The organism is Streptomyces sp. NPDC050610, from assembly GCF_040654875.1.
In the GTDB taxonomy this organism is placed as follows: Bacteria; Actinomycetota; Actinomycetes; order Streptomycetales; family Streptomycetaceae; genus Streptomyces.
Map to the genome: position 1 here is coordinate 57,016 of NZ_JBFAIV010000034.1, position 21,406 is coordinate 78,421.

The window sequence follows — 21,406 nt, forward strand, 5'->3', positions numbered from 1 at the left end:
GACGGGCTGGGCGGCTGGGCAGGACCGACGGTCACGGTAGGCCCATACGATCAGCTGCCGTCGCCCCCACGCCGCCGCGCGCCCCGCTGCCACCCGGGCGGCGTGCGCCCGGGTCAGCCATTCGCGGTAACGTGACGGACGATCCTTCACCCCCGTCGCGGCGCCGCCGACCCGGCGGACGCCGCCCCGGGCCGTACCCCCGAGGAACGATGTCTGAGCCGCAGCCCCCCGCCGTTTCCGTGATCATGCCGGTGCTCGATGAGGAACGGCATCTGCGCAGCTCCGTCCGGCACATCCTGGAACAGGAGTACGCGGGCGAGCTGGAGGTGGTGATCGCCCTGGGTCCCTCCGCGGACCGTACGGACGAGATCGCCGCCGAGCTGGTGCGGGAGGACCCCCGGGTCCACACCGTGCCGAACCCCACCGGCCGCACGCCCGCCGCGCTCAACGCCGCCATCAAGGCGTCCCGGCACCCGATCGTGGTGCGGGTGGACGGCCACGGCATGCTCTCGCCGAACTACATCGCGACCGCCGTGCGGCTGCTGGCGGAGACCGGCGCGCAGAACGTCGGCGGCATCATGCACGCCGAGGGCGAGAACGACTGGGAGTGGGCCGTCGCCGCCGCCATGACCTCCAAGATCGGCGTGGGCAACGCGGCCTTCCATACCGGCGGCGCGGCGGGCCCCGCCGAGACCGTGTACCTGGGTGTCTTCCGGCGCGAGGCGCTGGAGCAACAGGGCGGCTACAACGAGGAGTTCATCCGCGCCCAGGACTGGGAGCTGAACTTCCGCATCCGCGAGTCGGGCGGTCTCGTCTGGTTCTCCCCGGAGCTGCGGGTGCAGTACCGGCCGCGGCCGAGCGTCCGCGCGCTCGCCAAGCAGTACAAGAACTACGGGCGTTGGCGGCACGTCGTCGCCCGCTACCACTCCGGCTCCATCAACCTCCGCTACCTCGCGCCGCCGACCGCCGTCGTCGCCATCGCCGCCGGCATCGTGGTGGGCGCGGCCGTCACTCCCTGGGGCTTCGTCGTCCCGGCCGGGTACCTGGCCGCCATCGCCGCCGGGTCGCTGCCCGCGGGCAAGGGGCTGTCGCTCAAGGCGCGGGCGCAGATCCCGCTCGCGCTGGCGACGATGCACATGACCTGGGGGTACGGCTTCCTCACCAGCCCGCGCTCGCTCGCCAGGAAGGTCATCGCCAGCCGCCGCCCGGCGGTCACGTCGCCGCGGCGCGAGGAGCGGCAGCAGTCGTAGCGGTACGTGCGTACGTACGTAAGGAGGGCCGCCCCGGCGCATCCGGGGCGGCCCTCTTCACGTAGGCGGAGGCGTCGGCGTAGGCGTCAGAAACGATTCAGCGGGTTGACGTCCATGCACGCCGACGAGTCGTCGCCGTTGAGCGCGGCGGAGCTGTCCGGCGCCTTGTCGTCGCCCTTGTCGTGCGAGCCCGCGTCCTTCGGGTACGAGGTGCCCGTGCGCCAGTCCGCGCCGACCACGAGGGTGATCTGCTGGACGGACGTCGACATCCGCAGCGCGCTGTCCGGCAGGCCGAGCGCCTTGGCGACGGCCTGGGCGTCGCCCCGCTTGTCGGCCTTCGGGTAGCTGATGACGGTGGTCGCCTGCGTCCGGGGCGTGGTGTCCGCGACGGCCTTGGCGAAGCCGTCCTTGACGAGCTGCGCGGCCATCGTCCCGGCGCGGCCGGGGGTCGGGGCCTGGGCGGCGGAGCCGGTGCCGTTCTGCACGGTCACGCCGATCTCGCCCTTGGGCGCGGCCGGGTCGGACGGGGTGTCCTTCTTGTCCTGCGTCTTGTCCTTCTTGTCTTTCTTGTCCTTGCCGTCGAGCGCGGTGTCGTTCCGTACGAGCGAGAAGAGCTTGTCCGCGTCGCCGGCCTTGGGCACCACGTGCGCCTTGGGGTTCTGCGGGTCCTGCACCCACGGCATGGTGGTCATCGTGATCCGCTTGGTGGGCACCTGCTTGAGTTCGTCGCCGAGGTCGTAGAGCTTCTTGGGCGAGCCGAGGCCCTTGTCGACGGTGAGCGCCTTGGTGGCGGCCTCGGCGAGGTCGGTGAGCTGGCCGGGGTCGGAGAGCTTGGTGCCCGATTTGAGCTGACGGACCATCGCGTTCATGTACATGTGCTGGGCGTGGGTGCGGCCGATGTCGCTGCCGTCCTCGAACCCGTGGCGGGTGCGCAGCCATTGGAGGGCCTGCTTGCCCTTGATCTTGTGGTCGCCCTTCTCCAGCCGCAGCCCCGACAGCTTGTCGTAGACATTGCCCTTGACGCAGACGGGGACGCCGCCGACGGCGTCGGCCATGTTCACCACGCCGGCGAAGTCGATCATCATGAAGTGGTCGACGGGAATGCCGGTCAGCTCTTCCCAGGTGGCGACGGTGCAGCCCGGACCGCCGTTCATGAGGCTGGCGTTGATGATCTCCCGGTCGGTCTTCGAGTAGACCTTGCCGTCATCGGGGTCCTTGCACTCGGGGATCGTCACGCGGGTGTCGCGGGGGATGCTGATGACCGACATATTGCTGCGGTCGGCCGACACATGGAGCAGCATCTGCACGTCGGCGAGGGGCTTGCGGCCCACGTCGCGGTGGGAGCCGCCGAGCGCCACGTTCGCGGCGCTGTTGCGGCTGTCGGAGCCCAGCAGCAGGATGTTGAGGGGGCGTTGGCCCTTGGCGTTGGCGGCGCTGCGGTCCAGTTGGTTCTTGCCGAGGTTGAGGTCGCCCTTCTTGATGTTGCCGCTGAGGTGCTCGTAGTAGAAGTACCCGGCGCCGGCCGTGCCGAGGATGAGGACCGCGGCGGAGAACGCGGTCCAGCGCAGTATTCGGGCGCCGCGGCCGCGCTTCTTGCGGGGGCCGCCGCGGCGATGGCGCTCGCCCCGGCCCGTGCCGGAGTGGTCGCCCTTGGCTTTCGGAGCGGTCACGTCGGGATCGGCGCCTTCCTTGTACATGCTGTCGTCCCAGCCCAGTTCGCGGGCCTCGGGGGCGCGTCGGCGCCCGCGCTCCCCTCGCACACTGCTCTGCCGCATCGTGCCTCCCCGTTCTAGGTGGTGCGTCCGGCCCGCTGGGCAGGCGAGTGGTGGGTGGTGGTGTCGTGGCTCATGAGGTGCGTATGACTCGTGAGGTACGTACGACTCACGGGGCACACGTGGCTGACGCGGCCCACGAAGCGCGCGCGGTCCATAGAACGCGCGCGGCTCACGCGGTGCATCTGACGGTCATGGCCTGCTGCTTGTCTTTCGTGGCTCACTTGGCGCAGATGTTCTTGTCGTCGGCTTCGACCTTCTGGATGCCCGAGGGGGCCTTCGACGGGGCGCCGAGCGGGACACCCGCTCCCTTGAAGTCCGCGCCGAGGATCAGCTTCATCTCGGCCATCGGCGCCGCGTCCTGCGCGCCCTGCTTGAGGGCGGAGGCGGGCAGCCCCATGGCCGCGGCGAGCCGGCGCGCCTGATCGGCCTGGTTGGGGGCGAACTCCAGCGTGGTCGTCGCCTGCTTCTTGCCGCCCGGCGCGTTGCCGCCGTTGCTGGTGCGGAGCATCCCCTGGGAGTTCTGCAGCCAGGAGAGCGTGGCCTGGGCGGCGCCGAACTTCTCGCTGCCGTTGAAGACCCGGGCCCGTACGTCGGCGGGGGCGGCCTTGGGGCCCTTCAGGAGCGCGGCCTGCTTGTCCTTCGCCGCCTTCTCCTGCTGCTTCTCCTTCTGCTTCACCTCGGTCAGCGAAACGTCCTGCTTGACCATGGAGAAGAGCGGTTCGGCCTTCGCCTTGTCGAGGATCACCGTCTTGTGGACGGGGCCGTCCTCGGGGTTGTCGAGGACCGGGACGGTGGCGAAGGTGATGTGCTTCAGGTCGACCTTGCTGAGGTCCTTGGCCACGGAGGTCAGCTTGCTGACGCTGCCGATGCCGGTGTCCACGGTCAGCGACTTGGTGGCCGCGTCCGCGAGGTCGTACAGCTTCGAGGGGTTGGTGAGCGTGCCCCCGGACTTCATCTTGCGGATCATCGAGCTGAGGAACTGCTGCTGGAGCTCGATGCGGCTGAGGTCGCCGCCGAAGCCGACGGAGTGCCGGGTACGGACGAAGGCCAGCGCCTCCTCGCCCTGGACGCTGTGCCGGCCCTTGCTGAGCTTCAGGTGCGAGTCGGGGTCGTCGATGTCCTTGCCGAGGCAGACCTCGACGCCGTCGACGGCGGAGGACAGCTCCTTGACCGCGTTGAAGTCGGCCATCATGAAGTGATTGATCTTCAGGCCGGTGAGCTGCTCCACGGTGCGCCAAGTGCAGCCGGGGTCGCGGCCCTCCTGGCCGAGGCTCTCGTTGAAGCGCACCTTGTGCGAGCCGGGGACCGTCTTCTTCTGCCCGTCGTCCTTGACCTCGCAGTCGGGGATGTCCGTGATCATGTCGCGCGGGATGGAGAGCGCGGTGGCGTTCGAACGGTCCTCGGAGACGTGGAAGAGGAGCGTGGTGTCGGCGTGGCCGACGCTGCCGTTGTCGCCGTAGCCCTTGTTGCCCTTGCCGTCGCGCTTGTCCGTGCCGATGACCAGGATGTTGACCGGGCCGTCGGTGACCGCGGCGTTGTCCACGCCGACGTCGACCTTGTCGATGTTGTTGTTGAAGTGCTGGTAGACCATGTAGCCGGTCACCGAGCCCGCGACCACGAGGAAGGCGACCACGCCGCCCGTCCAGGTCAGCGCCTTCTTCTTGCCCGACGCCTTCGGCTTCGCCTTGCGCCGGCTCGTGGCCCTGGCGTCCCGGCCGCCCTTGCCGGAGGCCCGCCGGCCGCGCTGCTCGGGGACGCCGCGGCGGCCCGGCGGCCCGTCGGAGCGGTCGGCGGGGGAGGCGGGGGAGGGGACGGCAGGTCTGGCCGCGTCGGCGGGGGCGGGGGCGGTGGATCTGTTCGCGCCGGCGGGGGAGGAGTGCCCGGCCGCCGAATCAGCGGCATGGTTGATCCGCAGCTCATAGCTGCCGGTACTGGGGTTCAACACCCACTGGTCGGCGGGGTCCATATCGCCCGCCTGCCCACGGCCTTGCGCGTCCACGGTCGCCTGCGTCCTCCGTCGGTGCCACGCGGCGCCTTCCCCCGCGAGGCGCTCCGGTCAAGTCGTCTGAAGCAGTGCGCGGTCGACCCGGCCGTGCGCACCGGATCGCTCACACTATCCGCCCAGTTCAGCGTCAAGCGACGCCGGTGACAAATTCCACTTCCCTACAACTGGGCAATCTGCCCAATCCATTCGGGCCACCGGCCGTGCCTTTTGCTCCCTCTACTTGCATACGTCCTGTTCTGCGGTAGTTCCTTCGTACGTCGGCTGGGCGCTCGACTGCGGCGCGCGCGGCGACGGCGTACTCGGACCCGCCGACCGACCGGGATTGTCCTCGCCGTCCCCGGACCCGTCGTCATCTGTCCTGATCTGTTTGACGACTGAAACGGTCCTGTCGTTGCGCAGGGCGTCGAAAAGCCTTCGCGCGTCCGGCTCCACGAGCTCGTCCCGGTCGGAGTTGTACGTATACGGGCGGCGCGGCACCGTCATGAACTGGACGCCTCCGGCAGGAATCGCCCGTACCTCGCGTACCAGGTCGTACAGCTTGCGGAGGGTGTCGAGACCGGCGTCGGTCATCAGCGTGGAGGTGGCGGCGTCCAGCACCGGGTAGAGCCGCACCGGATTGAGCAGCACCCCGTCGCTCTGCATCTTCTTCACGAGCGAACCCAGGAATTCCTGTTGACGCCCCATCCGGTCGGTGTCGCTGCCGTTGCCCATGCTGTAGCGGGCCCGTACGAACCCGAGCGCCTGCTCGCCGCGGAGCGTCTGCGGCCCGGCGGGCAGCCGCAGATGCGCCTTGCGGTCGTCGATGGCGGAGTTCAGGCAGACCTCGACGCCGTCGACCGCGTCGACCAGCTTCTTGAAGCCGGTGAAGTCCACGATCACGTGGTGGTCCACGCGGATGCCGGTGAGCGTCTCGACCGTACGGATCGTGCAGGCCGTGCCCGCGGCCTCGAACGCCCGGTTGAAGGGGGCGAACTGCGCCTCGGAGTGCGCGCCGTCCGGCTTGCGGCAGCGGGGGATCTCCGTCATCAGGTCGCGCGGCAGCGAGACCGCGGTGGCGCTGCGCCGGTCGGCGGCCAGGTGCAGCAGGATCGCGGTGTCGGAGCGCTGGGTGCCGCTGTCCTCGCCGTACTCGCCGTTGCCGCCGCCGCGCGTGTCCGAGCCGATCACCAGGATGTTCCGCGCGCCCGCGACCGCCGCCACGGGGCGCTCCGACTCGTAGCGGGCCAGCTCGCGCGCGGTGTCCGTGTCGGTCCTGATGTTTCCGTCGAGCTGTTCGTACAGCCACCACGCGGTGCCGCCGGCCGCGAGCACCAGGACCGCCGCGCCGAGCGCCGCCCAGCGCAGCCACCGCCGCCTGCGCCGCGCCGGGGCCATGGCGTCCGGGTCGGGGGCGTCCGGGTCGGCGGCGGGCGGGGTGCCAGGGCGGTCGGTCACGGATGCGTCCATCCCTCACGGAGTCGGCGCCGGGCCGGGGCCCGCCGCCGGGGGAGGGGCGGAGCACGGCGGTACGTACGTACCGCCGATCATCGCGCGCCGTGCGCGCCGCGGCCCGGGGACTCGGCGCGCCGTGCGCCCGGACGGGTGGCATCGGCATCGGCATCGGCATCGGGGGTGGCGGCGGGGGCGGGGCGCTCGGGACCGGACGCGCCCGCAGTCGATCCGCCCGTCGCCGACCCGCCCGCCGCTACCGCGCCGCCGTCGCCGTGACCGTGACCCGCTCGTCCGTCACGCGCTGGGCCAGGTCCGGCTCCGGCAGCTGGTCGAGATGGCGGCACAGGACGACCGAGCCGCCCGCCGCCAGGGGCGCGAACAGTCCGGCGGACAGCCCCTCCCACGTGTCGTACGACAGGCCGGACAGCAGCCGGGAGCCCGGCGCCAGGCCGCGCGAGGCGGCGTCCGTACGGGCGCGGTCGACGGTCTGAGCGGCGGTCAGCTCCAGGCCGCCGACCACGAGCGCGGGCGCGGCCGGGTCCACCGGCGCGTACGGCGCGAACCGGTCGCCCTGGCTCGGCACCTCCACCGCGTAGTCCGCGAACCCCTGCGGCGGCTGCGGGAACCGGCCGCCCATCGGGCGCAGGGCGAGCGCGACGCGCTCGCCGGAGCAGGCGCGCGCCGCGTCCAGCGTGTCCGGGCCGCTGACGACCAGGTCGGCCGCGGCGGGGTCGCCGCCGATGTCGGCCACGACGCCGACGGACGAGGCGGCCAGCAGCCAGACGGCGCTCTGCCAGTGCGCGGGCAGCAGCAGGGCGAGGCGGTCGCCGGGTTCGGCGGCCAGGTCGTCCTGGAGCAGATTGGCGGTCTTCGCCACCCAATTGGCGAAGGTGGCCACGGAGAGTTCGACGCGTTCACCCGTGGCGTCGTCGTAGAAGGTCACGAGCGGACGGGCCGGGTCCGCCGCGAGGGCGGATCGCAGCAGGTCGGCGGGGGTGTGATCGGTGGCGTTCATCGCCGCCAGGGTACGCGCCGGGCGTGCCGCGCATCAGCCGTACGGGCGTCCTGGGCCGGGTGGCGGGCCACCGGTTCGGCCGAGAGACCGTCAGCTTACGAATAGACAGATATGCCCCCTTTGCCCACGATTTTTTCATGCGTCCACTCCTCGCTTCCTCGACGGCCGTGGCCTGCGCCGCCGTCCTGGCGCTCCCGCTCACCGCCCCCTCAGGCGCCGCTGCCGTACGGTCCGACGTCGCAACCGCAACCGCTGCCGCCGCGCCCGCCCCGGCCTCCTCCACCGGAGTGCCCGGCGCCACCCGGTCGCTGCCGCTCGCCCCCCTCGGCACCGCCGCGGACCGCGCCGGCGGCGCCGCCGAACAGGGCCTGTCCGCCCGCCGGGTCCGGCCCTTCTCCCTCCTCGGCGTCGTCTGGAAGGACGCCGCCGCCGAACTCCACGGCCGGGTCCAGGTCCGTACCCGCGCGGCCCGCGGCCACGTCTGGTCCGGCTGGCAGGACGTGCAGACCCACGACGACGACCGGCCGGACGCCGGCTCGCCCGAGGCGCGCAACCGCCGGACGCACGGCGCGACCGCGCCGCTGTGGGTCGGCGACTCCGACGGCGTCCAGGTCCGGGTCCGCGGCGCCAAGGCCGCCGGCCGGCACGGCGGCGCGGCCCACGGGAAGGGCGCCAAGGGCCGGCGTGCCGCGGCCCTGCCCGCCGGGCTCCGCCTCGAACTCGTCGACCCGGGCGCCGACCCGTCCCCCGCCCAGCGCGCCGCCAACCCGGTGCCGACCGGGGAGGAGGCCGCCACCTCCGCGGTGAACACGCAGCTCGCGCCGCTGGGCGCGATCGAGATCCCGGCGCTCGACAAGGCCGAGTCCGAGGCCGACTCGGCGGTGGTCGACAGCACCCCCGACGACCGGGCGCCCGGCGTCGGCGCGGTCCACGACGGTACGGACGACGACGGGCCGGTCCACGACGGTACGACCCACGACGGTACGACCCACGACGGCGCGGTCCACGAGGGCACGCTCGATGACGACGACGCGCGCGCCGCCGAACTGCGCCGCCGCATCGGTCCCCGCCCCCGCATCGTCACCCGGTCCGGCTGGGGCGCGAACGAGCGGCTGCGCGAACGGCGGTTCCGCTACACGAAGACGGTGAAGGCCGCGTTCGTCCACCACAGCGCGACCGGCAACAACTACCGCTGCTCCCAGGCGCCCAGGGTCATCCGCGGTATCTACCGCTACCACGTCAAGAGCAGCGGCTGGCGGGACATCGGCTACAACTTCCTCATCGACAAGTGCGGCACCGTCTACGAGGGCCGGGCAGGCGGTGTGGCGAAACCCGTCATGGGCGCCCATACTCTCGGGTTCAACAGCAACAGCATGGGCATCGCCGTCCTCGGCACGTTCGCACATGCCAACCCGCCCACCGCCGCGGTGAAGGCCGTGGCCCGGCTCACCGCCTGGAAGCTCGGCCTGTACGGCGCCAACCCGCGCGGCACCACCCGTCTCGTGTCGGGCGGCGGCAACCGCTTCAAGAAGGGAGCCCGGGTCAAGCTCCATGTCATCTCCGGCCACCGCGACGGTTTCGCCACCGAATGCCCCGGTTCCCAGCTGTACCGGAAGCTCGGCTCGGCCCGCGCCGTCTCGGCCCGCCTCCAGGGGCGCTGAGCCCCCGTCCCGTACCGCTGACCGGGCGGAGGCCACGCCTTAACAGTCTGCATACACTGGCCGCCGACCACGGCCGGCCCCAGCAGGAAGCAGAGAGACACGTTGACTGAATCGCCAGAAGCGATCCTCCTGGTCGGCGGCAAGGGAACCCGGCTACGCCCGCTCACGGTGCACACGCCCAAACCGATGGTCCCGGCGGCGGGCGTCCCCTTCCTCACCCACCAGCTCGCCAGGGCCCGCGCGGCCGGCGTCGAGCACATCGTGCTCGCGACCTCCTACCTGGCCGAGGTCTTCGAACCGTACTTCGGCGACGGTTCCGCCCTCGGCCTGCACCTGGAGTACGTCACCGAGGAGGAGCCCCTCGGCACCGGCGGCGCCATCCGCAACGTCGCGTCCCGGCTGCGGTCGGGCCCCGACGACCCGGTGCTCATCTTCAACGGCGACATCCTCACCGGCCTCGACATCGAGGCCCTCGTCGCCACCCACCGCTCGGCGGACGCGGACGTCTCCCTCCACCTCACGCGGGTGGACGACCCGCGCGCCTTCGGCCTCGTGCCGACCGACGCCTCCGGGCGGGTCACGGCGTTCCTGGAGAAGCCGCAGACACCGGAGGAGATCGTCACCGACCAGATCAACGCGGGCGCGTACGTCTTCAACCGCTCCGTGATCGACGCGATCCCCGACGACCGCCCCGTCTCCGTAGAACGCGAGACCTTCCCCGACCTCCTCGCCGCCGGCGCGCACCTCCAGGGCATGGTCGACTCCACCTACTGGCTCGACCTCGGCACCCCGCAGGCGTTCGTCCGCGGCTCCGCCGACCTGGTCCTGGGCCGCGCCCCGTCCCCGGCCGTCCCCGGCCGCTGCGGCGACCGCCTGGTCATCGACGGCGCGCTGGTCGCCATGGACGCCAAGCTGACGGGCGGCACGGTGATCGGCAAGGGCGCCCGGATCGAGTCGGGCGCGCGCATCGAGGGGAGCACGGTGCTGGACGGCGCCGTCGTCGAGGCCGGGGCGCACATCGTGGACTCGCTCGTCGGAGCGGGGGCCAGAGTGGGCGCGCGGACGGTCGTGGAGAGCGGGGTCATCGGGGACGGGGCCCGGATCGGCCCGGACAACGAGCTGCGGGGCGGGGTGCGGGTCTGGTGCGGGGCGGATATCGGGGCAGGGGCGGTGCGCTTCTCCTCTGATCAGTAGGAGCCTGCTCGGTAAGAGTCCGATCAGTAAGAGGACGGCCGACCGGTAAGAGGACGGCCGACCGGTAAGAGGGGGCGGCGGGCCCGCTCCCGTACGTCCGTACCCGCCCGGCCCGTACGCTGGTCGGATGTCCGACACCCGCGCCTGGGGGCTCCCCGGCCCGTACGACCGCCACGACCTCAGGCGGAACCTGGGCGTCCTGGGGCGGGGGCCGGGCGACCCCGCGTACCGGGCGGCGGCGGACGGCTCGGTCTGGCGGGCGTCGCGGACGCCGGACGGGCCGGGCACCGTCCGCATCGCGGTGGCCGGCGGCGAGGCCAGGGCGGAAGCCTGGGGTCCGGGGGCGGGCTGGCTGCTCGCGCAGGCGCCCGCGATGCTCGGCGAGCACGATGACGCGGCGGACTTCACGCCGCGCCACCGCCTCGTCCACGAGGCCCACCGCCGCCACCCCGGACTGCGCCTGATCCGCACGGGCCTGGTCCTCGAATCGCTGATCCCCTCGATCCTGGAGCAGAAGGTCACCAGCGACGAGGCGTACCGCGCCTGGCGCCTCCTCCTCACCCGCCACGGCGAACCCGCCCCCGGCCCGGCCGACGGCATGCGCGTCATGCCCGACCCGCGCACCTGGACGCTCATCCCGTCCTGGGAATGGCACAAGGCCGGTGTCGACAGCAAGCGGTCCTCGGCCGTCCTGCGCGCCGCCCGCGTCGCCCGCCGCCTGGAAGAGGCCGCGGCCATGGACGACGCCCGCGCCTCCGCCCGCCTTCAGGCGGTCCCCGGCGTCGGCCCCTGGACGGCCGCCGAGACCTTGCAGCGCAGCAACGGCTCGCCGGACGCCGTGACGGTGGGGGATCTCCATCTGCCGAAGATCATCGGCTACGCGCTGACGGGCGAGCGCGGCACGGACGACGCGGCGATGCTCGACCTGCTGGCCCCCTACGAGGGCCACCGCCACCGTGCCTGCCGCCTCATCCTCCTCACCGGCCGCACCCCGCCCCGCCGCGCGCCGCGCTTCTCGGTGAACGACATCCGCGCGCTGTAGCCGGACGCCGTCCGTCCGCGTGACCGGCGGCCCCGCTCAGGAGGCCGGCACGGTGGTCGTGACCTCGACCGCTCGCCGCCTACCGCACCGATACGAACGCGTCGGCGTCACGCGCCGGTCGGGGCCGTGGCGGCGCGGCGGCGCGGCCCACCGCCACCGCCCCCATCGGGTCCCAGTCCTCCGGGAGTTCCAGCACCCGCCGCACCACGTCGCGGCAGAACATCGTGGACGACACCCAGGCCGACCCCAGCTGCTCGCCCGCCAGCGCCACCAGGAAGTTCTGCACCCCGGCCCCGGCCGTCACGACGAACATCTCCCGCTCGGCCGCGCCGCGGCGCTCGTCGGGGTAGGTGTGCGAGCCGTCCGTCACCAGGCACGGCACCACCAGATACGGCGCGTTCCGCAGTACGTCGCCCCGGCGGAGCCGCTTGGCGACGCTCTCCTCGGTGAAGCCGTCGGCGCGCAGGTCGGCAGCCCACGCGTCGCGCATCGCGTCGAGCAGCCCGGTACGGGCGTGCTCCGACTCCAGCAGGACGAACCGCCACGGCGTGGTGTGGTGCGGGGCGGGCGCGGTCACGGCGGCGGCGACCGCGCGCCGCACGGCGGCCCCGTCGACCGGTTCGGCGGTGAACTCCCGGACCGTGCGCCGCAGCGTCACCGCTTCCCGTACGGCCTCCGACGTCCCCAGCCGGAACATGTCGTCGGCGGCGACCCGCACCAGCGCCCGCGCACCGGCTCCCTCCGCCACATCCTCCGCACCGCCGCCGGAGGCGCCCGGCACCAGGTGCGAGAGCCCCCGGACCACCGCGACCGGCAGCCCCTCGGCCTTCCCCTTCACCAGGTCCCCGGCGGCGGCCAGCTCGTCCGCCGCCGCGACGACCGTCGCTTCCAGGGCGTTTCCGTGCGCGTCCACGCTGCCCCGCAGGTCGTCCAGGACGCGTACCCCGGCGGCGCCGATGGCGACGTCGGTGAGCCCGTTGCGCCAGGGGCGGCCGAAGGTGTCGGTGACGACGACGCCGACCTCGACGCCGAGCGCCGCCCGCACCCCGTCCCGGATGCGCCGGGCCGACGCGTCGGGGTCCTCGGGGAGCAGCAGTACGGTCCCGGCGGGCGTGTTGGAGGCGTCGACGCCCGCGGCGGCCATGACCAGGCCGAGCCGGTTCTCGACGATCCGCAGCGGACCGCGCCGGGCGACGACCCGGACCGTCTCGGCGTCTATCGCGGCCTCGCGGTCGGCCGCCTCGACGATCCGCCCCTCGGCCTTGGACGCGATCTTGGAGGTGACCAGCAGCACGTCGCCGTCGACGAGCCCCGGGGACCCGCCCTCGGCCACCGCGGCCGCGATGAGCTTGGCGAGGTCGTCGCCCGGTCGCACCTCGGGCAGGCCGGGCAGCGCCCACACCCGGAAGGCCGGCGGCGACTGGTTCACGCCCGTACCTCCTCGGCGAGATCGAGCGCCTCGCGGGCCATCCGCGCCGTGGCGTCGAGGTCCGTCATCATCAGCGGCACGGCGCGGCAGCGGATGCCCGCGGCCTCCACCGGCTCGACGGCGGCGGTGTCCACGGTGTCCACGAGCCAGCCGTCGAGCATCCCGGAGCCGTAGTGCTGGGCCACGGCGGCGGCGGTGGACTCGACGCCGACGGCCGCGAGGACCTTGTCGGCCATGCCGCGTACGGGCGCGTCGCCGACGATGGGGGACAGGCCGACGACCGGGACCCCGGCGTCCGCGATGGCCTCGCGCATGCCCGGCACCGCGAGGATCGTGCCGACGCTGACGACGGGGTTGGACGGCGGGAAGAGCACGACGTCCGCCGCGGCGATCGCCTCCAGGACGCCGGGCGCGGGCTTGGACTGCTCGGCGCCGACGGGGATGACGGCGTGCGCGGGCACGGACGCGCGCAGCCGCACCCAGTACTCCTGGAAGTGCACGGCCTTGCGGCCCTCGTCGGTGTCGACCAGTACGTGCGTCTCGACGCGGTCGTCCGTCATCGGAAGCAGCCGGACGCCCGGGTTCCACCGCTGGCACAGCGCCTCGGTCACCGCGCTGAGCGGGTACCCGGCGCCGAGCATCTGGGTGCGGACGATATGCGTGGCGAAGTCGCGGTCGCCGAGGCCGAACCACTCGGGCCCGACGCCGTACGCCGCCAGTTCCTCCTTGACCGCGAAGGTCTCCCCGGCCCGGCCCCAGCCCTGCTCCTCGTGGATGCCACCGCCGAGGGTGTACATCACGGTGTCGAGGTCGGGACAGACCTTCAGGCCGAAGAGATGGATGTCGTCGCCGGTGTTCCCGATGACGGTGATCTCCGCGTCGGGAGCTGCTGACTTGAGGCCGCGTAGGAAGCGGGCACCGCCGATGCCGCCGGCCAGAACCACAATGCGCTGCATGGGACCAGTCTGTCAGCCGTCGGCCGATGCGCTGAAGGCCGGTGGCGGGCGCCGGGGCGTCGCCTGCCGGTACGTCAGCTGGCCGCCGTCGCGCACCGGGGGCCGCGCATGGGCATCTCGGTGAGGCCGGGGAAGTAGACGTGCAGGCTGACCGCCGGTTCGAGGGAGTCGTTGACGACCTCGTGGACGTAGCCGGGCGCGAAGATGCGCTGCGTGCCCACGGCGAGGCGCAGCCGCGCGGCGCCGCCCGCGCCGGTGGCCCCGTCGGCCGCGGAGTGCTCCGTCAGCTCGCCGTCCAGCACCGTGAGGACGCCGGAGGAGGGGCCGTGGTCGTGGCGGCCGGTGCCCTGGCCGGGGACCCAGCTCAGCAGCCAGACCTCGTAACCGGGGCCGGTGCGCAGCCGGTGGTACCAGCGGCTGGCCGCGTCATAGCGGACGAGGTGCGCCCAACCACCGCGGTCGGCGGCGATCGCGGCGGCCAGGCCGGCGAATCCGGCGACGGTCGAGGGGTGGGCGGCGACGGGCGGCAGGAGGTGCGGGATGGCGAGCGGGTCGCCGGCGATCTGGACGTCGCTGTTCATGTGCGGAAGTTCCTCGGCAAGAGTCTCGGTATGAGTTCTGCATGAGTTCGGCTCGTCCATGACTCGGTCCGTGAGCCGTGTGCCATGAGCCGCGTGTCATGAACCCTGTCCGGCGTGGGCCGGCCCCGCGAGCCATGAGCCAGGGGCCATGGGTCGGGAGTCACGGGGCATGAGTGCGGCATGAGCCCGGAGATGCGAAGTGACGCTGGAAGGCAGGCGCGGCGCGGACTCGACGGCGCCTGTCGGCGGCCGCGGAGGTCTGCGCGCGCGGGGCGGGCCGCGGTGAGCGCGCCCGTCTCAGCTGGAGCCCGGTGGCGTCAACAGCTGGAACAGCGACAGCGAGCCTGCACAGCGCAACGGGACCCGTAGGACCGGGTCAGGCAGAGCGTGGAGGTCGCTGGCATGCAGACAAGGAGAGCGGCTGGTGCCTCCCCTTGTCAATCAGATGTCCGTTTTGGGGATAATGTTTCACCTCATCCGGTTAAAGTGCTCGACGAAGGGTTTGCGCATCCATGCGTCCGGAGAGGTGGCGCACCAAGCGCACCCGTAAACGCCCTCCGTCGCATGAGGTGCAACGGGATCGCCGCGCGTGGCGTCCTCTCCTTCGGGGAGGCGATGCGCGGTGGGCGAATGGGTGTGTCCCGTCTTATGGCGATTTGAACACTTTCCGCATAGCCTTGGTTCCGCAGAGTGAATAAGGGGCCCAATAGCAGATCTCGGCTTGACTGGCCCGGATCGGCACACTTGTAATTTCACTCGTGTCGTTCAGCCGTATTCGGTAACGGCAACATCACGGGGACGCAAAAGACAGACTAGGGGCGCACATGACCGAGCTGTTTCAGGAACTGCTGGTCGAGGAGGCGGACGAGGAGCTCGGCTGGCAGGAGCGCGCACTCTGCGCCCAGACCGACCCTGAATCGTTCTTCCCGGAAAAGGGCGGATCCACGCGCGAGGCGAAGAAGGTCTGCCTTGCGTGCGAAGTCCGCTCCGAGTGCCTTGAATACGCCCTCGCCAACGACGAACGCTTCGGCATCTGGGGCGGCTTGTCCGAGCGCGAGCGCCGGCGCCTGAAGAAGGCCGCGGTCTGACGGAGACCGCGTGCGGCCGAGGCCGCACTCCGGCGCGGATCGCGATCCGACCGCGCTGCCCGGCCGCCCCGGACCCGACCGCCCGAGGCCGCAGCCGACCACGTTTCACCCTGCACGCACCGCACAGCGGATACGCCGAAAAACGCACCTGTTTCACCACGCACACACTTTGAAAACGCACATACCGCACGGCCCGCCTCCGGCACCACGCCCGCCGGAAGCGGGCCGCCGTGCGTTCCGGGCGGCCGCCCCCGTACGGACCCGGACGGCGGAAGCGCACGAACCATTAGTGTGGGGTGCCGTCCGTGACGCACCAACGACCCCACGGGGCGCGGGCGTCCATCGCAGTCCAAGCACATCGCAGTCCAAGCATGCAGTCTTCCGGGGGGCGCCCCCGGGACCCCGGCCGGAGGGCCCGTACCTCGATGTCCGTGCACAGTCACTCGGCGGCTCAACACCCGGCCGCCACCCCTGAGTTCCCACGGCACGTCGTCACCGCCGTACTCGTCTCCCACGACGGCGACCGATGGCTGCCCCAAGCCCTGAGCGGTCTCCTCGGCCAGGAACGGCCCGTGCAGAACGCCGTCGGCGCCGACACCGGCAGCGGCGACGAATCCGCCCAGCTGCTCACCGAGGCCCTCGGCGCCGACCACGTGCTGCACCTCGCGCGGCGCAGCGGGTTCGGCACGGCCGTCGACGAGGCGGTCCGCTCCGCGGCCGTCCTCACCCCCGACGACCTGCCCTACCTCAAGCGGCCCAGCGGCTGGGACCCCGTCAGCCGCACCTGGCGCGACGACGCTTACGACATGCCGGAGCTGCCGCACGGCGAACCCGTCCAGTGGCTGTGGCTGCTGCACGACGACTGCGCGCCCGAGCCCGACGCGCTCGCCGAACTCCTGCGCGTCGCCGACAGCGACCCGCACGCCGCGATCGTCGGCCCCAAGCTGCGCAGCTGGTACGACCGCCGGCAGCTCCTCGAAGTCGGCGTCTCCATCGCCCGCAGCGGCCGCCGCTGGACCGGCCTGGAACGCCGCGAGCAGGACCAGGGCCAGCACGACCAGGTACGCACCGTCCTGTCCGTCTCCACCGCGGGCATGCTCGTCCGCCGCGACGTCTGGGACGAACTCGGCGGCATCGACGCCCGGCTGCCCCTCATGCGCGACGACGTCGACCTGTGCTGGCGCGCCCAGGCCGCCGGGCACCGGGTGCTCGTCGCCCCCGACGCCGTACTGCGGCACGCGGAGGCGTCCGCGCGCGAACGCCGCCCCGTCGACTGCGTGGGGCGCTCCGTCGCCAACCCGCACCGCGTCGACAAGGCCGGCGCCGTCTACACCCTCCTCGCCAACAGCCGCTCCGCCGCCCTCCCGTACGTCATGGCGCGGCTCCTGATCGGCACCCTGCTGCGCACCGTCGCCTACCTCGTCGGCAAGGTGCCCGGCCAGGCGCTCGACGAACTCGCGGGCCTCTTCGGCACCCTGCTGCGCCCCGGCCGGATCCTCGCCGCCCGCAGACAGCGCGGCAAACCCGCGGTGGAGGCGAGCGAGCTGCGGCCGCTCTTCCCGCCGCCCGGCGCGACCGTACGGGCCACCTTCGAGCAGGTGGCGGGCAACCTCAGCGGCCGCTCCGAACCCGAGCTCTCCTCCGCCGGCCGGCACGGCGGCGTCGAGTCCGGGCCCGGCGGCGACGACGCGGACTTCCTGGAGATCGAGCAGTTCGCCCGGCTCAAGCGCATCGCCCGGCGGCCCGCGCCGGTGCTCTTCGCCGGCCTGCTGCTCGTCTCCCTGGTCGCCTGCCGCGCGCTGATCGGCGGCGGCTCGCTGTCCGGCGGCGCGCTGCTGCCCGCGCCCGACGTCTCCGCCCTCTGGTCGAGCTACCTGGACGGCTGGCACCCGGTCGGCACCGGCAACACCGGCACCGCGCCGCCCTACCTGGCCATCCTCGCGACCCTGTCGACGATCTTCCTCGGCTCCACCGGCTTCACGCTCACGCTGCTGCTGGTCTGCTCCGTGCCGCTGGCCGGCCTCACCGCCTACTTCGCCTCCCGGCCGCTGGTCGGCTCCCGGCAGCTGCGGGCCTGGGCCTCCGTCGCGTACGCCTTCCTGCCCGCCGCCACCGGCGCGCTCGCGGGCGGCCGGCTGGGCACCGCCGTGCTCGCCATCCTGCTGCCGCTGATGGCGCGCGCCGCCGTCGCGGCCAGCGGGGTGCGCGCGCCCAAGGCCCGCCCGAGCTGGCGCGCCGTCTGGACGTACGCGCTGCTGCTGACCTTCACCGCCGCCTTCACCCCCGTCGTCTGGCCGATCGCCCTCGTCCTGGGCGTCGCCACCCTGCTCGTGCGCGTCGTCGTCGGCCGGGGCGAGGCGCTGCTCGCGCACGGCCTGCGGTTCCTCGCGGTCGTCGGCACGCCGCTGATCGCCCTCGCGCCCTGGTCCCTGTCGCTCCTCACCCACCCGTCCCGCTTCCTCACCGAGGCCGGACTCGACTACACACACGGCGCCGCCTCCGCCCTCCAACTGCTCTCCATCGACCCCGGCGGCCCCAAGACCTTCGGCGGGCTGCTGCTGCTCGGCATCGTGCTGGCGGCCCTCGCCGCCCTGCTGCGCGGCGACCGGCAGCCCGCGGTCCGCTGCGCGTGGGCGGCGGCCCTGGTCGGACTGCTCTTCGCCGCGCTCGCCAACGGCTCCGGCTGGGCCGGCCCCGCCTCCCTCGTCTACGGCATCGCCCTGATCGGCGCGGCCGTCGTCGGCGCGGAGGGCGCCCGTACACGCGTCACGGGGCTCAGCTTCGGCTGGCGGCAGCCCGTCGCCGCCCTCATCGCGGTCGCCGCGGCCGCCGCCCCCGTGGTCGCCGCCGCCAGCTGGATGATCAGCGGCGCGGACGGCCCGGTCGAGCGGCGGGACCCGGTGCAGGTCCCCGCGTTCGTCGCGGAGGAGGCCGGCACCCGGGACCAGGCGCGCACCCTCGTCCTCGGCGGCGAGCCCGCGCACGTCGCCTACACGCTCGTACGGGGCTCCGGCGCCCGGCTGGGCGACGCCGAGCTGGCCACGGCCGGCGGCGCCGACAAGAAGCTCGACGGCGTCGTCGCCAACCTCGTCGCGGGCTCCGGCGCCGACCAGACCAGCCGGCTCGGCGAGTACGCCGTCGGCTATGTCCTCCTCCGCGACAGCGCCAAGCCGCTCGGCCGGGTCCTGGACGCGACGCCGGGCCTGACCCGGCTCAGCCAGGAGGACCGCAGCTCGCTGTGGCGCGTGGACCAGCAGGTCGCGCGCGTCGCCGTGGTCGACGGGGCGAAGGACGGCGCGGGGCAGGGCTCGGCGACGCCGCCGGTGCCGGTCGCGGCCGGGCCCGTGGAGGCGCACAGCACGATCCCGGACGGCCCCGCGGGGCGCGTGCTGCGCGTCGCCGACCGGGCCGCGCCCGGCTGGCAGGCGACCCTCGACGGCAAGCCGCTCAAGGCCACCACCGTGGGCGGCTGGGCGCAGGGCTTCGAGCTCCCGGCGGGCGGCGGCCGGCTGGACCTCACGTACGACACCCCGCTGGTCCACACCGCGTGGGTGTGGGCGCAGGGGCTGCTCGGCGTCGTGTTGCTGGTGCTCGCGCTGCCGGGCCGCCGCCGTGAGGTCGACGACGACCTCCCGGAGGCCGAGGCGGCGGCCGTACCGGCGCAGGCCGCGTCGGGGGAGGGCCGCCGGGCGCGCAGGCTGCGGGCCGCGGCGGAGTCCGGGCAGGCCGGCGCGGACCCGGCCGGGGACGAGGCGCCGCCGGCGGACCCGTACGGGCGCGACGACGCGGACCCCGACCACGACGGGCCGCCGGAAGGCGCGGGTCAGTTCGCCGATCCGTACGCGGTGCCGCAGCAGGGGCAGTACGGCGAGTGGGACAGCCAGAGCTACGCGGACTACGGCCGCCAGCAGGGCGGCGACCCGTACCAGGAGGGGCAGCAGCACCAGGGCGACCCGTACCAGGAGGGCCACTTCCAGGGCGGCGGTCACTACCAGGACGGCTATCAGCAGGACGGCTATCCGCAGGGCGGTTACCAGGGAGACGCTTACCAGGGGGACGGCCAGTACCAGGCGGGGCAGCACCCCGGCGGCCAGTACCAGGACGGTCAGTACCAGGACGGCCAGTATCCGGCGCAGCCCTATGACGGCAGCCAGTACGACCCGTACGCCTACGGCGCGCAGCAGCACTACGACACGGGGTACGGCAACGGAACCCAGCCGCACCGCGACGGGAGCGAGCACCAGTGAACCGCACCACCCTGACCTTCTTCGGCGCCGTCGCCGCGCTCGCCGCCGTCACCGGCGTCGCCGCGGTGACCGTGCCCTCCGAACCGGCCAAGAGCGCCGCGAAGACGGCCGAGCGGCTGCCCGTACAGCGCTCGACCCTGGTGTGCCCGTCGCCTACGTCCTCGGAGGTGGGGGAGACGACGTACACCGCGTTCACCCCGCAGGGGAAGGGCGGCGCGAACGGGTCCCAGAAGTCCGCGGGGAAGTCCACGGCCGACATGCTGCCCGCCTCGGGCTCCGCGACGGGCGGCTCCGGCGGGAAGAAGGACGAGAAGAAGGACGAGAAGGGGAAGAAGGGCGGCAAGGATGCCAAGGGCGGCAAGGACCCCAAAGACCCCCAAGACCCCAAAGGCACAGCCAAGCCCGTCATCTCGGCGCAGGAGCCCGGCAAGCCGGTGACCGCCACCACCGACAGCTCCGACGCCCCCGCCCTCATCGGCTCCGCCGACGGCGCGCTCGCCCCCGGCTGGAGCGTCCAGCAGACCACCACGATCAGCGCGGGCAGCGGGCGCGGCGTGCAGGGCCTGACCTGCGCGGCTCCCGACACGTCGCTCTGGTTCCCCGGCGCGAGCACCGGCAAGTCGCGCCAGGACTACGTCCACCTCACCAACCCGGACAGCACCCCCGCCGTCGTGGACCTGGAGCTGTACGGCAAGGACGGCCGTATCAAGGCCCCCACCGGCGAGGGCATCAACGTCCCGCCCCGGTCCACCGTGCCGGTCCTCCTGTCGACCCTCGCCAGCCAGCAGGCGGACGACGTCGTGCTGCATGTGGCGGCCCGTTCGGGGCGCGTGGGGGCCGCGGTCCAGGCGTCCGACGAGAAGGCCGGCGGCGACTGGCTGTCGGCCTCCGCCGAGGCGGCGTCCGGCGCGGTCTTCCCCGGCGTGCCGGCGGACGCGACCTCGGTGCGGCTCGTCGCCTTCGCGCCCGGCGGCAGCGACGCCGACCTCAAGGTCAAGCTCGCCGGGAAGAGCAGTTCGTTCACCCCGGCCGGCCATGAGTCGCTGCACGTCAAGAGCGGCATGATGGCCACCGCCGACCTCGGCGACGTCACCCGCGGCGAGGCGGGCTCGCTGCTGCTGACCTCGGAGGGCGGCAGCGGCAAGGTGGTCGCGGCGCTGCGGGTGACGCGCGGCAAGGGCGACAAGCAGGAGACGGCGTTCATCCCGGCGACGCGCCCCATCGAGGAGCGCGGCACGGTCGCCGACAACCGAGCCAAGGGCACGACGCTCTCCCTGGTCGCGCCCGAGAAGGATGCGGAGGTGAAGGTCACCTCCTCGGCGGGCAGCGAGGGCGGCACCCCGGTCAGCAAGAACTACACGGTCAAGGCCGGTACGACGCTCGCCGTCGAGCCGCCGCAGCCCGGCGGCGGCAAGGGCGCGTTCGGCGTGACGGTCGAGAAGACCTCCGGCGGCCCGGTGTACGCCTCGCGGATGCTGGCACTGCCGGAGGGCGGCGTTCCGATGTTCACCGTCCAGACGCTCCCCGACGACCGGGGGACGGTCGAGGTCCCGGAGGCGGAGCAGCGGCTGTCGCTGCTGAACGACTGAACGACTGAGAGGGCGGCGCGGGTTACGGGCGTAGCGACCGAGGGGCGGCGCGGGTCACGGGCGTACGGGCGCCAGGGTCCGATCGCCGCCCTCGGGGCCGGTGATCGCGCCCGACCGCTGCTGTCCGGTTCCGATCGGTCCGT

The 21,406-nt window shown here is 73.2% G+C and carries 14 protein-coding genes; 7 read left to right on the forward strand and 7 right to left on the reverse strand.

Translation table 11 applies throughout. The annotated features are described in order from the left end of the window. The first annotated feature begins 209 nt into the window (after positions 1–209). Positions 210–1,250 (forward strand): glycosyltransferase family 2 protein, encoded by a 1,041-nt coding sequence (locus AB0I22_RS31890; RefSeq protein ID WP_363134451.1) that lies wholly within the window; start codon positions 210–212, stop codon positions 1,248–1,250. Positions 1,251–1,336: 86 nt separating this feature from the next. On the opposite strand, the gene AB0I22_RS31895 is transcribed toward AB0I22_RS31890, so the two are convergent. From AB0I22_RS31895 to AB0I22_RS31910, 4 genes are all read right to left on the reverse strand, one after another. Then, complete coding sequence (locus AB0I22_RS31895) at positions 1,337–3,025, reverse strand: LCP family protein (protein ID WP_363134452.1); 1,689 nt, start codon at positions 3,023–3,025, stop codon at positions 1,337–1,339. A gap of 217 nt (positions 3,026–3,242) precedes the next feature. Next, positions 3,243–5,024 (reverse strand): LCP family protein, encoded by a 1,782-nt coding sequence (locus AB0I22_RS31900; RefSeq protein WP_363134453.1) that lies wholly within the window; start codon positions 5,022–5,024, stop codon positions 3,243–3,245. A 222-nt stretch (positions 5,025–5,246) separates the two neighbouring features. Then, positions 5,247–6,464: an LCP family protein gene (locus AB0I22_RS31905; RefSeq protein ID WP_363134454.1), complete on the reverse strand. Its 1,218-nt coding sequence runs from the start codon at positions 6,462–6,464 to the stop codon at positions 5,247–5,249. A gap of 250 nt (positions 6,465–6,714) precedes the next feature. After that, a complete protein-coding gene (locus AB0I22_RS31910) occupies positions 6,715–7,476 on the reverse strand; it encodes a TIGR03089 family protein (protein WP_363134455.1) in 762 nt (253 codons plus the stop codon). 137 nt (positions 7,477–7,613) lie between these two features. On the opposite strand from AB0I22_RS31910, the gene AB0I22_RS31915 reads away from it, so the two are divergent. From AB0I22_RS31915 to AB0I22_RS31925, 3 genes are all read left to right on the forward strand, one after another. Then, positions 7,614–9,137: a peptidoglycan recognition protein gene (locus tag AB0I22_RS31915; protein WP_363134456.1), complete on the forward strand. Its 1,524-nt coding sequence runs from the start codon at positions 7,614–7,616 to the stop codon at positions 9,135–9,137. A gap of 102 nt (positions 9,138–9,239) precedes the next feature. Further along, positions 9,240–10,331: an NDP-sugar synthase gene (locus AB0I22_RS31920; RefSeq protein WP_363134457.1), complete on the forward strand. Its 1,092-nt coding sequence runs from the start codon at positions 9,240–9,242 to the stop codon at positions 10,329–10,331. A 127-nt stretch (positions 10,332–10,458) separates the two neighbouring features. Continuing rightward, positions 10,459–11,373, forward strand: a complete 915-nt coding sequence (locus AB0I22_RS31925) for a DNA-3-methyladenine glycosylase 2 family protein (RefSeq protein ID WP_363134458.1) — start codon at positions 10,459–10,461, stop codon at positions 11,371–11,373. Between the two features lie 79 nt (positions 11,374–11,452). Here AB0I22_RS31925 and AB0I22_RS31930 read toward each other — a convergent pair whose 3' ends face one another. The 3 genes from AB0I22_RS31930 to AB0I22_RS31940 all read right to left on the reverse strand — a co-directional run bounded on the left by AB0I22_RS31930 (position 11,453) and on the right by AB0I22_RS31940 (position 14,339). Further along, positions 11,453–12,802, reverse strand: a complete 1,350-nt coding sequence (locus AB0I22_RS31930) for a coenzyme F420-0:L-glutamate ligase (protein ID WP_363134459.1) — start codon at positions 12,800–12,802, stop codon at positions 11,453–11,455. Further along, positions 12,799–13,758 (reverse strand): 2-phospho-L-lactate transferase, encoded by a 960-nt coding sequence (gene cofD / locus AB0I22_RS31935; RefSeq protein WP_363134460.1) that lies wholly within the window; start codon positions 13,756–13,758, stop codon positions 12,799–12,801. Before cofD ends, AB0I22_RS31930 begins: the two co-directional genes overlap by 4 nt. A 74-nt stretch (positions 13,759–13,832) precedes the next feature. Next, positions 13,833–14,339 carry a cysteine dioxygenase family protein gene (locus AB0I22_RS31940; protein ID WP_363134461.1) on the reverse strand — a complete coding sequence of 169 codons (507 nt, stop codon included), beginning with the start codon at positions 14,337–14,339 and terminating at the stop codon, positions 13,833–13,835. An 824-nt stretch (positions 14,340–15,163) separates the two neighbouring features. On the opposite strand from AB0I22_RS31940, the gene AB0I22_RS31945 reads away from it, so the two are divergent. The 3 genes from AB0I22_RS31945 (at position 15,164) to AB0I22_RS31955 (ending at position 21,263) form a co-directional block, all read left to right on the forward strand. Beyond that, positions 15,164–15,427: a WhiB family transcriptional regulator gene (locus tag AB0I22_RS31945; protein ID WP_003983763.1), complete on the forward strand. Its 264-nt coding sequence runs from the start codon at positions 15,164–15,166 to the stop codon at positions 15,425–15,427. Positions 15,428–15,852: 425 nt separating this feature from the next. Beyond that, positions 15,853–19,674, forward strand: a complete 3,822-nt coding sequence (locus AB0I22_RS31950; protein ID WP_363134462.1) for a glycosyltransferase — start codon at positions 15,853–15,855, stop codon at positions 19,672–19,674. After that, complete coding sequence (locus tag AB0I22_RS31955; protein ID WP_363134463.1) at positions 19,671–21,263, forward strand: DUF5719 family protein; 1,593 nt, start codon at positions 19,671–19,673, stop codon at positions 21,261–21,263. Before AB0I22_RS31950 ends, AB0I22_RS31955 begins: the two co-directional genes overlap by 4 nt. Positions 21,264–21,406: the final 143 nt, after the last annotated feature.